This window comes from Sphingobacterium sp. PCS056 (assembly GCF_023273895.1).
Classification (GTDB): Bacteria; Bacteroidota; Bacteroidia; order Sphingobacteriales; family Sphingobacteriaceae; genus Sphingobacterium.
Genome location: NZ_CP096883.1, coordinates 2,458,229 through 2,474,668, shown reverse-complemented (window position 1 = coordinate 2,474,668; position 16,440 = coordinate 2,458,229). Strand labels below are relative to the sequence as shown.

The 16,440-nt window shown below is 34.0% G+C and carries 17 protein-coding genes and 1 tRNA gene; 14 read left to right on the top strand and 4 right to left on the bottom strand.

Annotated features, from left to right (window positions below; all coding sequences use genetic code 11):
• Window positions 1-177: 177 nt before the first annotated feature.
• Entirely contained in the window at window positions 178-2,307 is a 2,130-nt protein-coding gene (gene rnr, locus MUB18_RS10295) for a ribonuclease R (RefSeq protein WP_045753708.1), read from the top strand.
• Between the two features lie 123 nt (window positions 2,308-2,430).
• Here the strand turns inward: rnr and MUB18_RS10290 are convergent, their stop codons facing one another.
• Window positions 2,431-2,997 (bottom strand): DUF1572 family protein, encoded by a 567-nt coding sequence (locus MUB18_RS10290; RefSeq protein ID WP_248755840.1) that lies wholly within the window; start codon window positions 2,995-2,997, stop codon window positions 2,431-2,433.
• Between the two features lie 247 nt (window positions 2,998-3,244).
• Here MUB18_RS10290 and MUB18_RS10285 point away from each other — a divergent pair, with 247 nt between their 5' ends.
• The 5 genes from MUB18_RS10285 (at window position 3,245) to rpsJ (ending at window position 8,755) form a co-directional block, all read left to right on the top strand.
• Complete coding sequence (locus MUB18_RS10285; protein ID WP_248755839.1) at window positions 3,245-5,095, top strand: acyltransferase family protein; 1,851 nt, start codon at window positions 3,245-3,247, stop codon at window positions 5,093-5,095.
• 131 nt (window positions 5,096-5,226) lie between these two features.
• On the top strand, window positions 5,227-5,640 hold the full coding sequence (gene rpsL, locus MUB18_RS10280) for a 30S ribosomal protein S12 (RefSeq protein ID WP_002993550.1): 414 nt from the start codon (window positions 5,227-5,229) through the stop codon (window positions 5,638-5,640).
• 19 nt (window positions 5,641-5,659) lie between these two features.
• Window positions 5,660-6,127, top strand: a complete 468-nt coding sequence (gene rpsG / locus MUB18_RS10275; protein WP_045756100.1) for a 30S ribosomal protein S7 — start codon at window positions 5,660-5,662, stop codon at window positions 6,125-6,127.
• Window positions 6,128-6,255: 128 nt separating this feature from the next.
• On the top strand, window positions 6,256-8,373 hold the full coding sequence (gene fusA, locus MUB18_RS10270) for an elongation factor G (RefSeq protein WP_248755838.1): 2,118 nt from the start codon (window positions 6,256-6,258) through the stop codon (window positions 8,371-8,373).
• 76 nt (window positions 8,374-8,449) lie between these two features.
• Window positions 8,450-8,755 (top strand): 30S ribosomal protein S10, encoded by a 306-nt coding sequence (rpsJ, locus tag MUB18_RS10265; protein WP_013667229.1) that lies wholly within the window; start codon window positions 8,450-8,452, stop codon window positions 8,753-8,755.
• Window positions 8,756-9,019: 264 nt separating this feature from the next.
• Here rpsJ and MUB18_RS10260 read toward each other — a convergent pair whose 3' ends face one another.
• Window positions 9,020-10,129, bottom strand: a complete 1,110-nt coding sequence (locus MUB18_RS10260; RefSeq protein ID WP_248755837.1) for an AI-2E family transporter — start codon at window positions 10,127-10,129, stop codon at window positions 9,020-9,022.
• Window positions 10,130-10,255: 126 nt separating this feature from the next.
• Complete coding sequence (locus MUB18_RS10255) at window positions 10,256-10,909, bottom strand: porin family protein (protein WP_045754326.1); 654 nt, start codon at window positions 10,907-10,909, stop codon at window positions 10,256-10,258.
• A 287-nt stretch (window positions 10,910-11,196) separates the two neighbouring features.
• Between MUB18_RS10255 and MUB18_RS10250 the strand changes: the two genes are divergently transcribed.
• Together MUB18_RS10250 and MUB18_RS10245 are read left to right on the top strand one after the other, a co-directional pair.
• A tRNA-Cys gene (locus MUB18_RS10250) sits at window positions 11,197-11,267 on the top strand.
• A 32-nt stretch (window positions 11,268-11,299) separates the two neighbouring features.
• A complete protein-coding gene (locus MUB18_RS10245) occupies window positions 11,300-11,479 on the top strand; it encodes a hypothetical protein (RefSeq protein ID WP_045754327.1) in 180 nt (59 codons plus the stop codon).
• Between the two features lie 42 nt (window positions 11,480-11,521).
• On the opposite strand, the gene MUB18_RS10240 is transcribed toward MUB18_RS10245, so the two are convergent.
• Complete coding sequence (locus MUB18_RS10240) at window positions 11,522-12,238, bottom strand: copper homeostasis protein CutC (protein WP_248755836.1); 717 nt, start codon at window positions 12,236-12,238, stop codon at window positions 11,522-11,524.
• A 366-nt stretch (window positions 12,239-12,604) separates the two neighbouring features.
• On the opposite strand from MUB18_RS10240, the gene MUB18_RS10235 reads away from it, so the two are divergent.
• The 6 genes from MUB18_RS10235 to MUB18_RS10210 all read left to right on the top strand — a co-directional run bounded on the left by MUB18_RS10235 (window position 12,605) and on the right by MUB18_RS10210 (window position 16,414).
• The gene (locus MUB18_RS10235; RefSeq protein ID WP_248755835.1) at window positions 12,605-13,009 is read left to right on the top strand and encodes a hypothetical protein; all 405 of its coding nucleotides are present in this window, start codon (window positions 12,605-12,607) and stop codon (window positions 13,007-13,009) included.
• 65 nt (window positions 13,010-13,074) lie between these two features.
• Window positions 13,075-13,368, top strand: coding sequence for a Smr/MutS family protein (locus MUB18_RS10230; RefSeq protein ID WP_248755834.1), 294 nt, complete (start codon window positions 13,075-13,077; stop codon window positions 13,366-13,368).
• A gap of 52 nt (window positions 13,369-13,420) precedes the next feature.
• Entirely contained in the window at window positions 13,421-14,092 is a 672-nt protein-coding gene (locus MUB18_RS10225; RefSeq protein ID WP_248755833.1) for a response regulator transcription factor, read from the top strand.
• Window positions 14,093-14,160: 68 nt separating this feature from the next.
• On the top strand, window positions 14,161-15,444 hold the full coding sequence (locus MUB18_RS10220; RefSeq protein WP_248755832.1) for a sensor histidine kinase: 1,284 nt from the start codon (window positions 14,161-14,163) through the stop codon (window positions 15,442-15,444).
• A gap of 69 nt (window positions 15,445-15,513) precedes the next feature.
• Window positions 15,514-15,945 carry a PepSY-like domain-containing protein gene (locus MUB18_RS10215; RefSeq protein WP_248755831.1) on the top strand — a complete coding sequence of 144 codons (432 nt, stop codon included), beginning with the start codon at window positions 15,514-15,516 and terminating at the stop codon, window positions 15,943-15,945.
• Window positions 15,946-15,958: 13 nt separating this feature from the next.
• Window positions 15,959-16,414, top strand: a complete 456-nt coding sequence (locus tag MUB18_RS10210; RefSeq protein ID WP_248755830.1) for a PepSY-like domain-containing protein — start codon at window positions 15,959-15,961, stop codon at window positions 16,412-16,414.
• Window positions 16,415-16,440: the final 26 nt, after the last annotated feature.

Below are 16,440 nucleotides of genomic sequence, written 5' to 3'. Positions count from 1 at the left end.
TACTCAAAAGAAAACATGAAACAAACAAAATACTATTGCCTCATTTTTCAGATTAATATGTGTATATTGTAAGTGATACAGGGAAACAAAACAGCAATAATTTATGATCACAAATTTCAAGATCAACTATATGGCTCTCCCCTATTCAAAACATAATAAAAAGTAAAAAAAACACGTATGACGACAAAAAAAGAAAACCCATACCAAGAGGTTTTGACACAGCTCATCATCGACATCTTTGAGAAGTCAAACAACAAACCCCTCAACTATAAACAAGTCGCATCAAAATTGAATGTTCACGATTCCGATTCCAAAATAGCCATCGCCAATATCCTGACTGAGCACCCAAAAAATAGTCCATTTTTAGAGGTTGAAAAGGGAAAATTTAAGCTACGTCAACTCAAAGTTTACGTAACTGGGAAAGTCGATATGACTGCCGAAGGATCTGCTTATATTATACCTGAAGATGAATTCGAAAATGACATCTTTGTAGCGCCGAGAAAATTACGACAAGCTCTTCATGGAGACATCGTTAAAGTGCACACTTTTGAAAAAAGTAGAGGACGTAAAAAAGAAGGTGAAGTCGTAGAAATCATCCAACGTGCAAAAACAGATTTTACCGGTATCATCAACCTTTCTCAGAACTTCGCATTTTTCATTGCTGATGATCGCAAAATGTTACATGATATCTTCATTCCATTGGATAACCTTGAAGGTGCAAAAGATGGTGAAAAGGTAGTCGTCTCTATTATTGATTGGCCACAAGGGGCAAAAAATCCTATTGGAAAAGTAAAGACAATTCTTGGTAAAAAAGGAGAAAATAATACGGAGATGAATGCCATCTTGGCCGACTATGGATTTCCTTTAAAATTTCCGACAAAAGTCGAAGAAGAGGCAAATGCACTGCCTGATAGCTATTCGAAAGAAGAGATTGCCAGAAGAAGAGATTTTAGAAATATTACTACTTTTACCATTGATCCTGTTGATGCAAAAGACTTTGATGATGCGATATCTTTTCAAGAACTTGAGAATGGCAATTATGAAATTGGTGTACACATCGCCGACGTCTCACATTTTGTCATCCCAGACACTGAACTAGATAAAGAGGCCTACGAAAGAGGTACCTCAGTATATCTAGTTGACCGGGTGATTCCAATGCTTCCTGAAAGACTTTCCAATGGAGTTTGTTCACTTCGTCCACATGAAGATAAACTATGTTTCTCTGCAGTCTTTGAGCTCGATGAGAAAGCCAATATTGTAAACCAATGGTTTGGAAGAACTATCATTCACTCCGACCGGAGATTTTCTTATGAAGAAGCCCAAGAGGTCATTGAAACAAAATCAGGAGATTTTACTGCAGAAATACTAAAATTAAACGAGTTAGCCTATATTCTGCGAGAACGCAAATTTAAAAATGGCGCAATTGCGTTTGAAAGCGAAGAAGTAAAGTTCACTTTGGATGAAAATGGTAAGCCAACGGGAGTCTACACCAAGGTGAGAAAAGATGCACATAAACTTATTGAAGATTTCATGCTTCTTGCGAATAGAAAAGTAGCAGAATATATTGGTAAACAAGGTAAGGGTAAAAATAAATTACCATTTGTATATCGTTTTCATGATGTACCCAATCCAGAGACACTAGCAACATTTTCTCAATTTGCATCTCGATTTGGACATAAGCTAACTATAAAATCAGATAAAGAGACCGCGAAATCATTAAATGCGTTAATGACAAAAATTGAAGGTAGCAAGGAGCAAAACATGCTTACCTCTCTTGCAATAAGATCAATGGCAAAAGCGATCTACACGACCAAAGGAACAAGTCATTATGGACTTGCTTTTGATTATTACACGCACTTCACTTCCCCCATCCGTCGATACCCTGATGTAATGGTCCACCGATTATTGGCACATTACTTAGATGGTGGTAATAAAATCAATGTAGACCATTATGAAAAAATGTGTGAGCACGCTTCACAGATGGAGAAGAAAGCTGCTGAAGCCGAACGTGCTTCTATTAAATATAAACAAGCTGAATTTTTACAAGAACAAATTGGAACTGAATATACAGGAATTATATCTGGCGTAACTGAATGGGGAATGTATGTCGAAATCGAAACGAATAAATGCGAAGGTATGGTTAGATTACGAGATATTAACGATGATTTTTATGTCTTAGATGAAAAGAATTTTGCGATTATTGGTCAAAGAAAGAAAAAGAAATATCAATTAGGTGATGAAGTACAGATCAAAGTTAAAAAAGTTGATCTTGACAAACGTCAAATTGACTTTACTTTAATCAGTTAATCCAATCCCGAAACAATAACAACTACAGCCTCCAAATTGAGTTTCTTACTCTTTTTGGGGGCATTTTTCAACTAACTAACTAACTAACTAACTAACTAACTAACTAACTAACTAACTAACTAACTAGCCATCTAAATGGCGCAATATTTCATCTGTAAAATGTTCTGTTCGTTTTGATTGTATGAATCTAACCGAGTTATATACATCAGACTCTCCTCTTGGGATAGATAGAGAGCGCCAATCATTCCCTTTCATCATCTTCCCTAACATAACAATCTGTCCAACATGATAGGGATAGTGTGACAGTTGCCTATTAATAGCCTCTACAACAGTATGGCCTTGATTTCGTATATAAATTGTCTTACCCAAGTCTTCAAACTGCAAATTTTTCAACGTGACAAATAAGTTTTTCCAAGCTTCCTCCCATTCATGCAACAGTCTCATTTTATCCTGATCAGCCAACTCAAACTCAGCATCTCGGTTACGCCATTCTTTTTCACCATCCGAAGTTAGAAAATCTGTAAATCGTGATTTCATATTTCCTGATATATGCTGAATCAATATCGCGACACTATTACTCTCTTGATTATACTGCCAAAACAACTGACTATCAGTTAATTGATTTATAGTACTGTCAACTAAATGTTTATAGTACAAAAACAATTTTTGAACATCTTCTAAATAATTCATAACACAGCTATTTTACTTGATAAAAAACTCCTCCTATTTACTCTTTTTTGACAGATGTTTAAATTTAGTTAGAAAAAATCATCTTTTCTCAGCTATATTATAAAAATTGACAATTCATTGAAAAAAATCTTACTATAGATGCTTACTTAGATTTTTCAATACTGATTCGATAATAGATGAAAAAAATTAGTAGGTGAACTAAATTATTTTGCTCAGATTTGCAGCTTACAACAGGTCATATTTAATAATGAAATTTAGAAATGATATTGGAGCACTACGTGCATTAGCTGTATTAGCGGTACTTTTTTTTCATTTCAAAATCCCCTATTTTGACGGTGGATTCAGTGGAGTAGATATCTTCTTTGTCATCTCGGGATATTTAATGACTCATATTATTCTTAAAGGATTTGAAGACCACATATTTTCTTTCCGGCAGTTTTATATCAAGCGGATTGTACGCATCATCCCTGCCCTTCTTTTTCTAATTATTGGTCTAGCTATAATTGGCAATTTAATTCTCTTACCCAACGATTTACAACAACTTGGAAACAATTCCTTTTTCAGTATTCTTTTTATTTCTAATATAGATTACTACATCCATAGTGGCTATTTTGATCTCGCTTCGCAAAACAACATATTATTGCATACATGGTCTTTATCTGTCGAATGGCAATTTTATCTACTATATCCCGTACTCCTCTATCCATTTCGAAATTACTATCTGACAAACAAAAGGCAGTTCATTTATTTATTTATAAGCTTGATCATCCTTTCGTTCGGTCTGAACCTTTATTTTAATCATAGAGATCAATCATTCAGCTTTTATATGTTCCCAACACGCGCATGGGAAATGCTATTTGGTGGACTTGCATGCCTATGGGGGGCAGATATCCCAAAAAAAATACCAAAATTGTGGAGAAAATTATTTGCGTTCTTTGGATATAGTACCCTAATAGGATGCATTATTTTACTCAAAGAGGACGACATCAGTTGGCCGTCTTATTACACTCTTATTCCGGTAGTAGCTACATTTATCATCCTCCTTGTACAATATGACTTTAAAGCACTATCTTTCAAACCACTTCAATGGATCGGCAAGATATCGTATTCGCTATATTTATGGCATTGGCCAATCTATGTATTTACGATCTATTTGGGACTAAATCAGTCTTACACTATTATTACCATCCTTACTCTTTCCTTTATTTGTGCGTGCATCTCATTTTACACCATTGAGTCTAATAAAAAATTCAATCAAGTACGTTTCACTTTAGCTACAGCGGTAGGGATTACTATAGTAGCCGCAGTCATGATGCTATTCCCATATGATCAATTGAAAATTAATAAGGAGATTGAACACCTCACTAATTACAATACAAATTATAGAAAACAACATCTTCCATTTCAGTTTAGAAAGGGAATCTGCCATCTGGATATAGACAATACATTCAGTCAATATAATTTTGACATCTGCGCTAACATTGCCCCTAATAAAAAAAATATACTTTTATTGGGTGATAGTCACGCTGGCGTTTTTGCACAAAGTTTAAAAGAGCAACTCGCAAAACAAGATATCAATCTGTTGCAAGCAACAGTATCTACAACCTATCCGTTATTAGATACAAAGGGGCCTAAAGCATCTTGTGAACTCATAGACTATATGTATCAGAAATTTATCCCTCAAAATGCAGCGCATATAGACGAGGTAATCCTTGTTGGTTTTTGGGGTTCACAACAATATCCAGATGAAACTTTAAAGTTCAAACTTCAAAAAGTAATACAATATTTTAAAGAAAAGAATATTATACTGAAAATGATCGGACAAACACCTAGCTATTCTATCATTTTCCCCAATATATTGGCGTTACAAACTAAAAACAGCGCGGTAAAAGAAGCGAACTATCTTGATCCGAAGTCTGCCCATGTCAATAATTATCTTCAAACTTTTATTTCTAAAGATATTTACATAGATGTTTATAATCTACCTGAAGTAAATAAATATAACGGTCAAGACCCGTATATGCATGATGACGACCATTTGTCAAAATATGGAGCGGATCAGATTGTTGCTTATTTACTTAAAAACAAGTTGATCTAAAAGCTAAGTCAAAGATATTCAAGCAAAATGTGGAAAACTAATTGGCGAGGTGCTACGATTTAACAATAAAATCGTTATCTTTGCGAACTTATAATAATTTAAGAATTAAATTAAATAACAAAATCAGGTAAATGCCTACTATTCAACAATTAGTTAGAAAAGGTAGAGTAGCTCTGGTTGACAAGAGTAAGTCACCAGCGTTGGACTCATGTCCACAGCGAAGAGGTGTATGTACACGTGTATATACTACTACCCCTAAAAAACCAAACTCAGCAATGCGTAAAGTAGCTCGTGTACGTTTAACAAACGGTAAAGAGGTCAACGCTTACATCCCTGGAGAAGGTCACAATTTACAAGAGCACTCAATCGTTTTGATTCGTGGTGGTCGTGTTAAAGATTTACCAGGTGTACGTTACCACATTATCCGCGGTGCATTAGATACTTCAGGTGTAGCAGGTCGTAACCAACGTCGTTCTAAATACGGAACTAAACGTCCTAAACCAGGACAAGCAGCGGCTGCGCCAGCAAAAGGTAAAAAGAAATAATTAAACGGAGGAAAGAAAAATGAGAAAATCAAAACCAAAAAAGAGAATCATTTTACCTGATCCAAAGTTTAACGACACTCAGGTAACTCGTTTTGTAAACAATATGATGTATGATGGTAAAAAATCTACAGCATATGATATTTTTTACAACGCGATTGAATTAGTAGAGCAAAAAACTAGCGAAAGCGGTTTAGAAGCTTGGAAAAAAGCTTTAAACAACGTTATGCCAGCTGTAGAGGTTAAATCTCGTCGTGTTGGTGGTGCTAACTTCCAAGTTCCTATGGAAGTTCGTCCTGAACGCAAAATTGCTTTGGGTATGAAATGGTTAATTTCATATTCACGTAAACGTGGTGAAAAAACAATGTTCGAAAAATTAGCAGGAGAAATCATTTCAGCTTCTAAAGGTGAAGGTGCTGCTGTTAAGAAGAAAGAAGATACGCACAAAATGGCTGAAGCTAACAAAGCGTTCTCACACTTCAGATTCTAGTTTTGAACTTACACACACAAATATGATTACACCGATCTTAGGTAAACGTTTATTCTTTTATCAGGATCGGTGTACTTATTTAGACAAAAAAACATACGGCCTTATCTAGGCTAATGCTTAAAAATATTATGGCAAGAGATTTAAAATTCACTAGAAATATTGGTATCGCTGCTCACATCGATGCTGGTAAAACAACTACAACTGAGCGTATTCTTTACTACTCAGGTGTTAACCATAAACTTGGAGAAGTACACGAAGGTGCTTCGACAATGGACTGGATGGAGCAAGAAGCTGAGCGTGGTATCACGATTACTTCTGCTGCTACTACAGTTTTCTGGCAGTACCGTGGTAACAAATACCAAGTAAACGTTATCGATACTCCAGGTCACGTAGATTTCACGGTTGAGGTAAACCGTTCGTTACGTGTATTAGACGGATTAGTATTCTTATTCTCTGCAGTTGATGGTGTTGAGCCTCAATCAGAGACTAACTGGAGATTAGCGGATAACTACGCTGTTCCACGTATTGGTTTCGTAAACAAAATGGACCGTTCAGGTGCTGACTTCTTAAAAGTTGTTGGTCAAGTAAAATCAATGTTAGGTTCTGAAGCAGTAGCTTTACAACTTCCTATTGGTTCTGAAGATACTTTCACTGGTGTTGTTGATTTAATTAACAACCGTGGTATCGTTTGGAATGAGCATGATAAAGGTATGACTTTTACAGAGGTTCCTATTCCAGAAGATATGTTGGAAGAGGTTGCTGAATACCGTGAGCGTTTATTAGAAGCTGTTGCTGGTTATGATGAATCTTTGATGGAGAAATTCTTCGAAGACCCTAATTCATTAACTGAGCGTGAAATTTTAAATGCTTTACGTGCAGCAGTATTGGATAACTCTATCGTTCCTATGGTTTGTGGTTCATCTTTCAAAAACAAAGGTGTTCAAACTATGTTGGATTTAGTAATGGAATTATTGCCTTCTCCAATGGATTCAGAAGGTGTTAAAGGTACTCATCCTGATACAGGTGCAGAATTAATACGTAAACCAGATGTTAACGAGCCTTTCGCAGCATTAGGTTTCAAAATTGCAACTGACCCTTTCGTAGGTCGTTTGTGTTTCATCCGTGCTTATTCAGGTAAATTAGATGCAGGTTCTTATGTATTGAACACACGTTCAGGAAACAAAGAGCGTATCTCTCGTATCTTTCAAATGCACGCGAATAAACAAAACCCTATCCCTTTCATCGAGGCTGGTGATATCGGTGCTGTCGTTGGTTTCAAAGACATCAAAACTGGTGATACTTTATGTGATGAAAAACACCCTATCGTATTAGAATCAATGAATTTCCCTGAGCCAGTTATCGGTTTAGCTATTGAGCCAAAAACTCAAGCTGACATTGATAGATTAGGTATTGGTCTTGGTAAATTAGCTGAAGAAGATCCTACGTTTGTAGTAAAAACTGACGAAGAAACAGGTCAAACAGTTATCTCTGGTATGGGTGAGCTTCACTTAGAGATCTTGATCGACCGTTTGAAACGTGAATTCAAAGTTGAGGTGAACCAAGGAGCTCCTCAAGTATCTTATAAAGAATCTATCACGGGTACTACAGAGCACCGTGAAGTATTCAAAAAACAATCAGGTGGTCGTGGTAAATTTGCGGACATCAAAGTTGTTATTTCTCCAGCAGACGAAGATTACGATTTAACTAAATCACCTCTTCAATTCGTGAATGAAATCGTGGGTGGTAAAATTCCAAAAGAGTTTATCCCTTCAGTTCAAAAAGGATTTGAAACATCAATGAAAAATGGTGTATTAGCAGGATTCCCATTATCAGGAATGAAAGTTCGTTTGATTGATGGTTCATTCCACGCTGTCGATTCAGATTCATTATCTTTCGAATTAGCTGCTCGTTCGGCATACCGTGAAGCATTACCAAAATGTTCTCCAGTGTTAATGGAACCAATTATGAAAATAGAGGTTTTAACACCAGAAGAAAACATGGGTGATGTAATGGGAGATTTAAACCGTCGTCGTGGTTTGATGCAAGGTTTAGATAGCCGTAATGGTGCTCAAGTAATTAAAGCATTAGTTCCACTTTCAGAAATGTTTGGTTACGTAACACAATTACGTACGATCACTTCAGGTCGTGCAACTTCTACTATGGAATTTGATCACTTTGAAGAAGCTCCACGTAACGTAACTGACGAAGTTGTTGCAAAAGCAAAAGGTAAATTAAAAGGAGAATAATCCTTTCTAATATAAAGCAAACCGATCTCCTGTTGATAATAGCTCTAACGGGAGATCAATTTAAACAAAAATAAGAATGAGCCAAAGAATCAGAATCAAATTGAAATCATACGATTACAATTTAGTTGACAAATCAGCTGAGAAAATCGTAAAAACAGTAAAGCCTACAGGTGCAGTTGTTAGTGGTCCTATTCCATTACCTACTGAGAAAAAAATCTATACAGTTTTACGTTCTCCACACGTTAACAAAAAAGCGCGTGAGCAGTTCCAATTATGTTCATACAAGAGATTGTTAGATATTTATTCATCTAACTCTAAAACTGTTGATGCATTGATGAAACTTGAATTACCTTCAGGTGTTGAAGTAGAAATCAAAGTGTGATAGAATTGCACTGATTAAAAAACAAGAAAGGCTTCTAATGTTAAATTAGAAGCCTTTTTTATGATAGGTCACTACTTACATATACTTTTTAACTCATATTAGCCGCTATATTGAAATAATTATATAAAAGCAGGCCTCTTACCCTAATCAATAAATAAAGCGCTAAGTAAGCTATAAATACCTAATGAGCACCAACAGTAGCGAAACCTAAATTGTTTGTAATCTTCAAAACCTATTGATACCAAATAAGTATTAACATTCTACTTATTGATTCTTTTTAAGACTTATTGTTTTAACTTTATTCATATCTTTATCAGGCTTAGTATCCTCTTCTCCAAGCAAAAATCCCCAAGGTTTTAATTCCTTGACCCGATCCATCACGATCTTACAGATCGCCAGGATAGGTATAGCTAGAAACATTCCAGAAATACCCCATATCATTTCTCCCACAATAATCGCCATCATGGCAAACAAAGAATTTACTTTTACTTTAGATCCAACGACTTTAGGTACAATAAAATTGCTATCGATAAGATGTATAATAATAAGTGCACCGATCACGATGAGCACATGGGTAAATGAGGTAGTAGCAAAAGTAAGTAATGCAATAATTAAGATCGAGGTAAAGATCCCAATATAGGGCAACACGTTAAATACACCTGTAATAATGGCCAACAACAGACTGTATTTTACTCCTATTATACTCAATGCTGCAAATACTAAGGTGGATACAATCAGCATCTGCAAGAGTAATCCAATTAAATATTTTTTCACCACATATTGTATCTGTCCCACAACATCCAAAACAATATCATGATGATCCTGATGATTGATCATCAGGAGAAATTTAACAATATGACTGCGGTAGATCAATAAAAAAAAAGTATACAGAAATGTAAACACTAGAAGTATAAAAAGAGACGATAATGACAATAATGCGGTTCCTAATAATAACGTTCCACTATCGAGTGATTTTGTAGCTGTTTTATTAATGATATCCATTTGTTCACTATGCCTCACACCAAAACGATCTGTAACCCAAACTTGTACGTTATGAAAACCAACTAAAATTTGTTCTTTAAAAGCAGGCCAATCATCTTTAATCATTGATAATTGCGACGCCAGCATATAGAATCCAAAACCAACTAGACCAAAGAAAAGTAAAACGGTCACAATGCCTGCAATTGTGCGCGGGAATTTCAACTTGTTTTCAAAAAAATTACTGACTGGAACAAGCAGTAAAGCTAAAAGTAAACCCAATATAAATGGAACTAGAATTGTATCCCCTATTTTCGCAAGATAACCTAAAACTAAAAAAGAAATTAATGTACAAGCTAATTTTAAGTAAAACGGTAGGCCTAAAAACTTTGTCATAGTATCATATATTTATAAATCTCAAACAACCTTACTAAATTAAAGTTTTATAGGAAAATAAAAAACCCTTGCTAAAAAGCAAGGGTTTAATTTAAAATCATTTGATATAATCTTGTGAATTTGATATTATATTCCAAAACCAATACCTACTGACCAAACACGGTTTTTAACATCTCCTGATCCAATAAATTTAGACCCAGCAATGTTTGTTAGACCCAAACCATAACCAGCATTAATCGATATTCCACTTCCCAACTGATATCCAGCTAAAAAGTTTACTCCGAAATCTGTGCCTTTTAAAGTTTCATCTTTACCAAATTTAAATTCTCTATCACTCAAAGTGGTTGTACCATCTCCATTTGTTCTATCAAACTTATTTTTTCCACTTAATCCAAAAGATACATAAGGACCTGCACCAACGAAAAATTTACCTTCACCAGCAGTGGGAAATTTCAACACAAAATTAACAGGAACCTCTAACCACATCGTATTTTGTTTCAATTCATAGGTGCTCTCTCCTATTTTATAATCAGCAAACTTTGCACCTTTTCCTTGCAAAGACACTCCAGGCTGAATATAGAAGTTACTGGTTATAGGAGCATCTAAATAACCGGTAACATGAAAATTAACTGTTGACTTCGAATCAGAAAGATCACTTCCGCCATAACTGTAAGAAGGTAAGTTAACTCCTGCCTTGATACCATATCCTAATCCTCCTTGTGCATAAGCTCCAGCAGTTAATAAAAATGCTGCGCCTAATGTTAGTAATATTTTTTTCATCGCTCTATTATATTATTAGTGTTGTGATGGGTATTGCAAGTTACAAGCCAAACCATTAAAAGCCTCATTTACAATACGATAATAAAACAGAAACTAACATATTAACTGTATTAAAAAATAGACAAGTATTTATTTATCAGCAGCAGCATTATTAAAATAGTAAATAACACAAAATAATTTTCAAACAAAACAGCTTGATAATGATTTATTTAAAAAATAATTGCACAAGAGTCTTTTTTAATCCAAATATTAATTTTACTTTTGCATTCCCCTAGGGGAACAAATAGGGTCGGATGGCCGAGTGGCTAGGCTGAGGTCTGCAAAACCTCCTACAGCGGTTCGAATCCGCTTCCGACCTCGTTTTATTGAACAATAAAAAAATTTATCAAAATGGGAGTTACACGTTTAAAAAGAAAAGATAGAAGAAATAAAACTACTTCACGTGTTGAAGTTCAGTTCTTAAGTTTAGGTAGTAATGTTGAACTTGGTTCAAGATCTAAAATGAAGAAATCAAATCAAATCGTTAAAAACGATGCTATCTTAAACCAATTAGTTTCAGAAGCTAAATAGGTTAAAAAAATATTAAGAACAATAGCGTTGTAAATTACAACGCTATTGTTTTTTAAGGATGTCTACCAATTGGTGGACTTTTTCTTTTGATGTCATGTATATAGGTTCATTCATCCCTGCCACCTCCATTCTATCATAAGACATTTCTGAAGAGACCGTATCTTTTGCGGAGCTATGTATTGCAGTCGCTCCAGTTATCTTTAAGATCATTTCGATATTATGACTGTCTACCCCAGCACCGGGCATAATAACAATTTTTCCGTTAGCATATTCGACCAATTCTTTAAGTAGCTCAACTCCATTCTCTGCTTTATTCTTCAATCCAGATGTCAATAGACGATCAATTCCCAATTCTATTAAAATAGCTAAAGAAGACATTGGATCCGCGCACTTATCAAATGCTCGATGAAAGGTTACATGCATAGGTCTTGCAGCATCGGCAAGAGCTTTTGTTCGCTCAATGTCAACTGTTGCATCTCTATTCATTACTCCTATAACAACGCCATCGCAGCCTGTCTCTTTACAAAACCTGATATCAGCTAGCATTTCTTCAAATTCCAAATCAGAATAAACAAAATCACCCGCTCTAGGACGAATAAGTACGTGCATGCCAATATTAATTAACTTTCTAGTTTGAACAATCTGACCATACGAAGGTGTCGTCCCACCGTTTTCTAAGTTTTGACAAAATTCAATCCTTGTAGCGCCTCCTTGCGCCGCATGTAGAGCTGACTGGGGTGAATTTGAGCATATTTCCAATTGATACCCGTTTATACTAATTTCTCTTCCCATATAGTGTATATATCTTAATCTCAAAACAGTTGAATAAAAAGGGAGAAAATTCAATCGAACTTTCTCCCTTTTTGTATTTAAGCACAAAATCCCAAATATGCTTAAGTAATAGATGTAGAGTCTTTCGTTAAAACAATTCCTCAATTTATTTACGCAACAAATGTACAATAAATATTACTTATAATATATGTTACCACTACAGTATATAGGAGCTATTATATCGTAAAATATTAATTATGAGACAACAAAACATTTACAATATTAATTTGTTTGTTTATATTGTAATAAAAAATGATATAAATTTTATTTATATTGATTGAAAAAAGGCGTAATATGTCAATCGTATCAAAAGATTTTGAAATTCAAGAAAATCTCATTGTACTCATTGAAGATCTTCAAAATAACATTTATGATCTAAGAGATCGTATTGCTGACTACACCCATTTATATAATAAGACACGTCATACAGCTGTCGAGTGCGAAGTGCAAAATGAAGAAATTGCAGATATAATTGGCAAAAAACATCATTCTTTATATCATAAGATGAAATCACTTAATTATCTATTGGAAATTATTAATGATTATCGTGATTGCAATGGTATCTTCCAAGATCAAGATGATATGATTATTCAAGTACAAGAAATCATGTTCGATTATGCTGAAAAGGAACTCTATGAAGAAGCTGCCACAATAAAAAAATGGTATGACCTACTTTATGTAGCTATTTATATACAGTAAACGAACTAATGACTTTATTTGTTAGTTCGTTAATCGTACTTTTGTTCGAATACAAATAGAGCTACATGAAAAAACCACCTGTACAAATAGATTTACATGCCGAAGCCTTCTTATCCGACTGGCAAGATTATGCTGCAGATGAATTAGCAAATGAATCATTGATCTATATGCGTGACATGTTAGATGCTGCTATATATTGGGATATGCCAGAAATAAAATTTGTACACGGTAAAGGTAAAGGTATTCTAAAAAAATTGGTATACGATGAACTAAAGCTTTATAAAGATCAGAAAGTCATATCGCATTTTCACCCAGCTTACCATAATGAAGATATCGTAGTGGTAATTATTGGATTTTGATTCCTAATTCTTTCCCAATTTGGATATTACTTTTGTACCATAATGAGTGTATATGAAAATATTATTGATTGAAGACGAAGCTGCTTTAAGTCAAGTTATTATGCAATCCCTTCTTGCCGAAAAATATCTTGTAGAACAAGCTTTTGATTATCAAACTGCCCTAGGAAAAATAGCTATTTATACCTATGACTGTATTTTGCTAGATATTATGTTACCAGGAGGTTCAGGTTTGCAACTTTTGGAGAAAATAAAAGAACTCGGAAAAGATGAGTCTGTGATTATCCTGTCTGCTAAAGACTCAGTAGATGATAAAGTAAAGGGTCTAGAACTAGGAGCAGATGACTATCTTGCTAAACCTTTTCATCTAGCAGAACTACATGCAAGGATAAAATCGATCATACGAAGAAAAAATCAAAATGGCGATGATGTGATAGTTTATAAAAATGTAGCAGTTAACACTACCGACAGAAGTATACAGGTGAATAACAAACTAGTAAATCTAAACCGAAAGGAGTTTGATCTACTCTATTATTTCATCATAAGACCCACTAAGCTTATTCAGAAAAATAGTTTAGCTGAATCAATTTGGGGAGATCATATTGATCAAGCTGACAGTTTAGACTTTATCTATTCTCAAATTAAAAATTTAAGAAAAAAGTTGAAAGATAATCATGCAGAAATTGATATTCAAGCGGTATATGGCATTGGATATAAATTGATTTAATACAACCGAGTGAAATTAACATCATGATGTAGTACAATCAGCGCTCCCTATTATAACAATTTATTTTGATGAAAAAATCTCTCAAAAATTATACTTTACGCTATATCACGATTATCATTTTGATTGTAATTGCGGTATGGGCTACATTATTTTATGCCTATATAATTGAAGAGGTATATGATAATGTAGATGATGGTTTAAAAAATCAAAAAATTGAAATTATTCGTGCAGCCTATCAAGATGAATCGATCTTAAAAACAGATACTTTTGGAATCAATCAATTTAAGATTACAAAATCAAACGTTAAAAAGAAGCATCTAGAAAAAAGTACGTTCAGGAATGAACTTATTTATATGCCATATGATGATGATATGGAGCCTTACCGTATACTAACAACCTATTTCTACGGTAAGGATAATCAAATGTATCATTTAGAAATTCGTACTTCTACTGTTGAAGAAGATGAGTTAAAATACGATCTTGCAACCGCATTGATCATCCTTTATTTCTTGATCATAATCAGTATATTTTTACTCAATACGTTGGTATTCTACCGAGCTTTTAAACCCTTTTATCAGATACTGGATAAACTAGAACAATATCAGTTTGGAAAGATTAGAATATCCGAGCCCATTAAAAGCAATGTCCGAGAATTTAACCTATTGGATACAGAGATTGATAAAATGTTAGATCGTAATGAAAAAATATTTAAACAACAAAAGCTATTTATTGAAAATGCCTCGCATGAGCTACAAACCCCATTAGCTATAAGTACTAATAAACTAGAATTATTATTAGAAGATGAAGACTTAGCTGAGCATCATTTAATCACGATCAGTGAAACCAAGGAATCACTAGAGCGTATGATCAAGTTGAATAAAGCATTACTTATGCTATCCCGCATTGAAAATAATCAATTTGAAGCTATTGAAAAAATAAACTTTAATTCATTGATCCATGAGATCTCTGAAGAGCTTACAGATTTGATGAGTTTCAAAGGAATTGATATTCAGATCAATGAACATGGTACATTTACAATAGATTTTAATGTAGACTTAGCTAAAATTCTATTATCCAATTTAATGAGGAATGCGATCAATTATAACAAATCACCATCTGGTCTCATTAAAATTGAGGTTTATCAACATCAATTTACAATTGCTAATACCGGTAAAGGCAAAGCACTAGTGGCAGAGCATATTTTTGACCGCTTTCATAAAGAAAACGATGCTGTAAATTCGAATGGATTGGGACTTTCTATCGTTAAAACAATTATAGAAACAAATAAAGATATAAACATAAGCTATTTATATTCAGAAAGTTTACACATTTTTAAAATACACAAACTATAATTCCCAATTCTTTACCAAATCGTCTACGAACTTTGTTATAAAATAAAAGGAGTATTTATTATGAACAAAATGAAAACAATAGCTATCATCGCATTAATGGCGTTATCGACATTTGGATTTGCACAAAAAAAAGTAATCAACAACAACCAATTACCAGCAAATGCGCAAACATTCATTAAGAATAATTTTGCGATTAATCAAATCAGCAGTACAATTGAAGAACAAGAAAGTTTATTTTCAAAGGAATATAAAGTTATTCTTAACAATGGTACAGAAATAGAATTTGATAAATCTGGAAATTGGGAAGAAGTCGATGGCCACAAGATTGCCATTCCTTTAAAAATTGTACCTAGGACTATTCAAAATTATGTGGCAAAAAGTTTTCCAAATACACAGATCGTAAAAATAAAAAAATCGTTACGTAAATATGAAGTAGAGATTTCGAATGGACTTGAGTTGGAGTTTAATAAAAAGGGGCAGTTTACTAAAATAGATGATTAATTAAAACTAAAATATGAAAAAGCTAATTTTAACATGCACAGCTCTACTTGCATTTGCAATCATTGTGGTATCATGTGATAAAGATGATGATCATCAAGTCCCTGCTACATCTTTACCAGCATCAGCATCAACATTTCTTAACACCTTCTTCAAAGATGTCACCATTCGAAAAGCTGAGAAACAAACTCCTACTGCAACAAATAAAACCGCTTACAGTGTAGAGTTAGCCAATGGAATCGAAGTTGATTTTGATCAAGAAGGTAATTGGAAAGAGGTAGAATCCGACAATGATACTGCTATTCCAACAGGTTTTATCTCATCTACGATAGTCAGCTATGTGGATACAAATTATAGAACAGCACAAATCAGTGCCATCGATAAAGTTACTGCTGGATTTGAAGTCGAATTAACAAATGATGTCGATTTATTGTTCGATCCAAGTGGTCAATTTGTGAAAATAATCTTATAAAAATTAAAAGCCTCTTTCTACCGAAA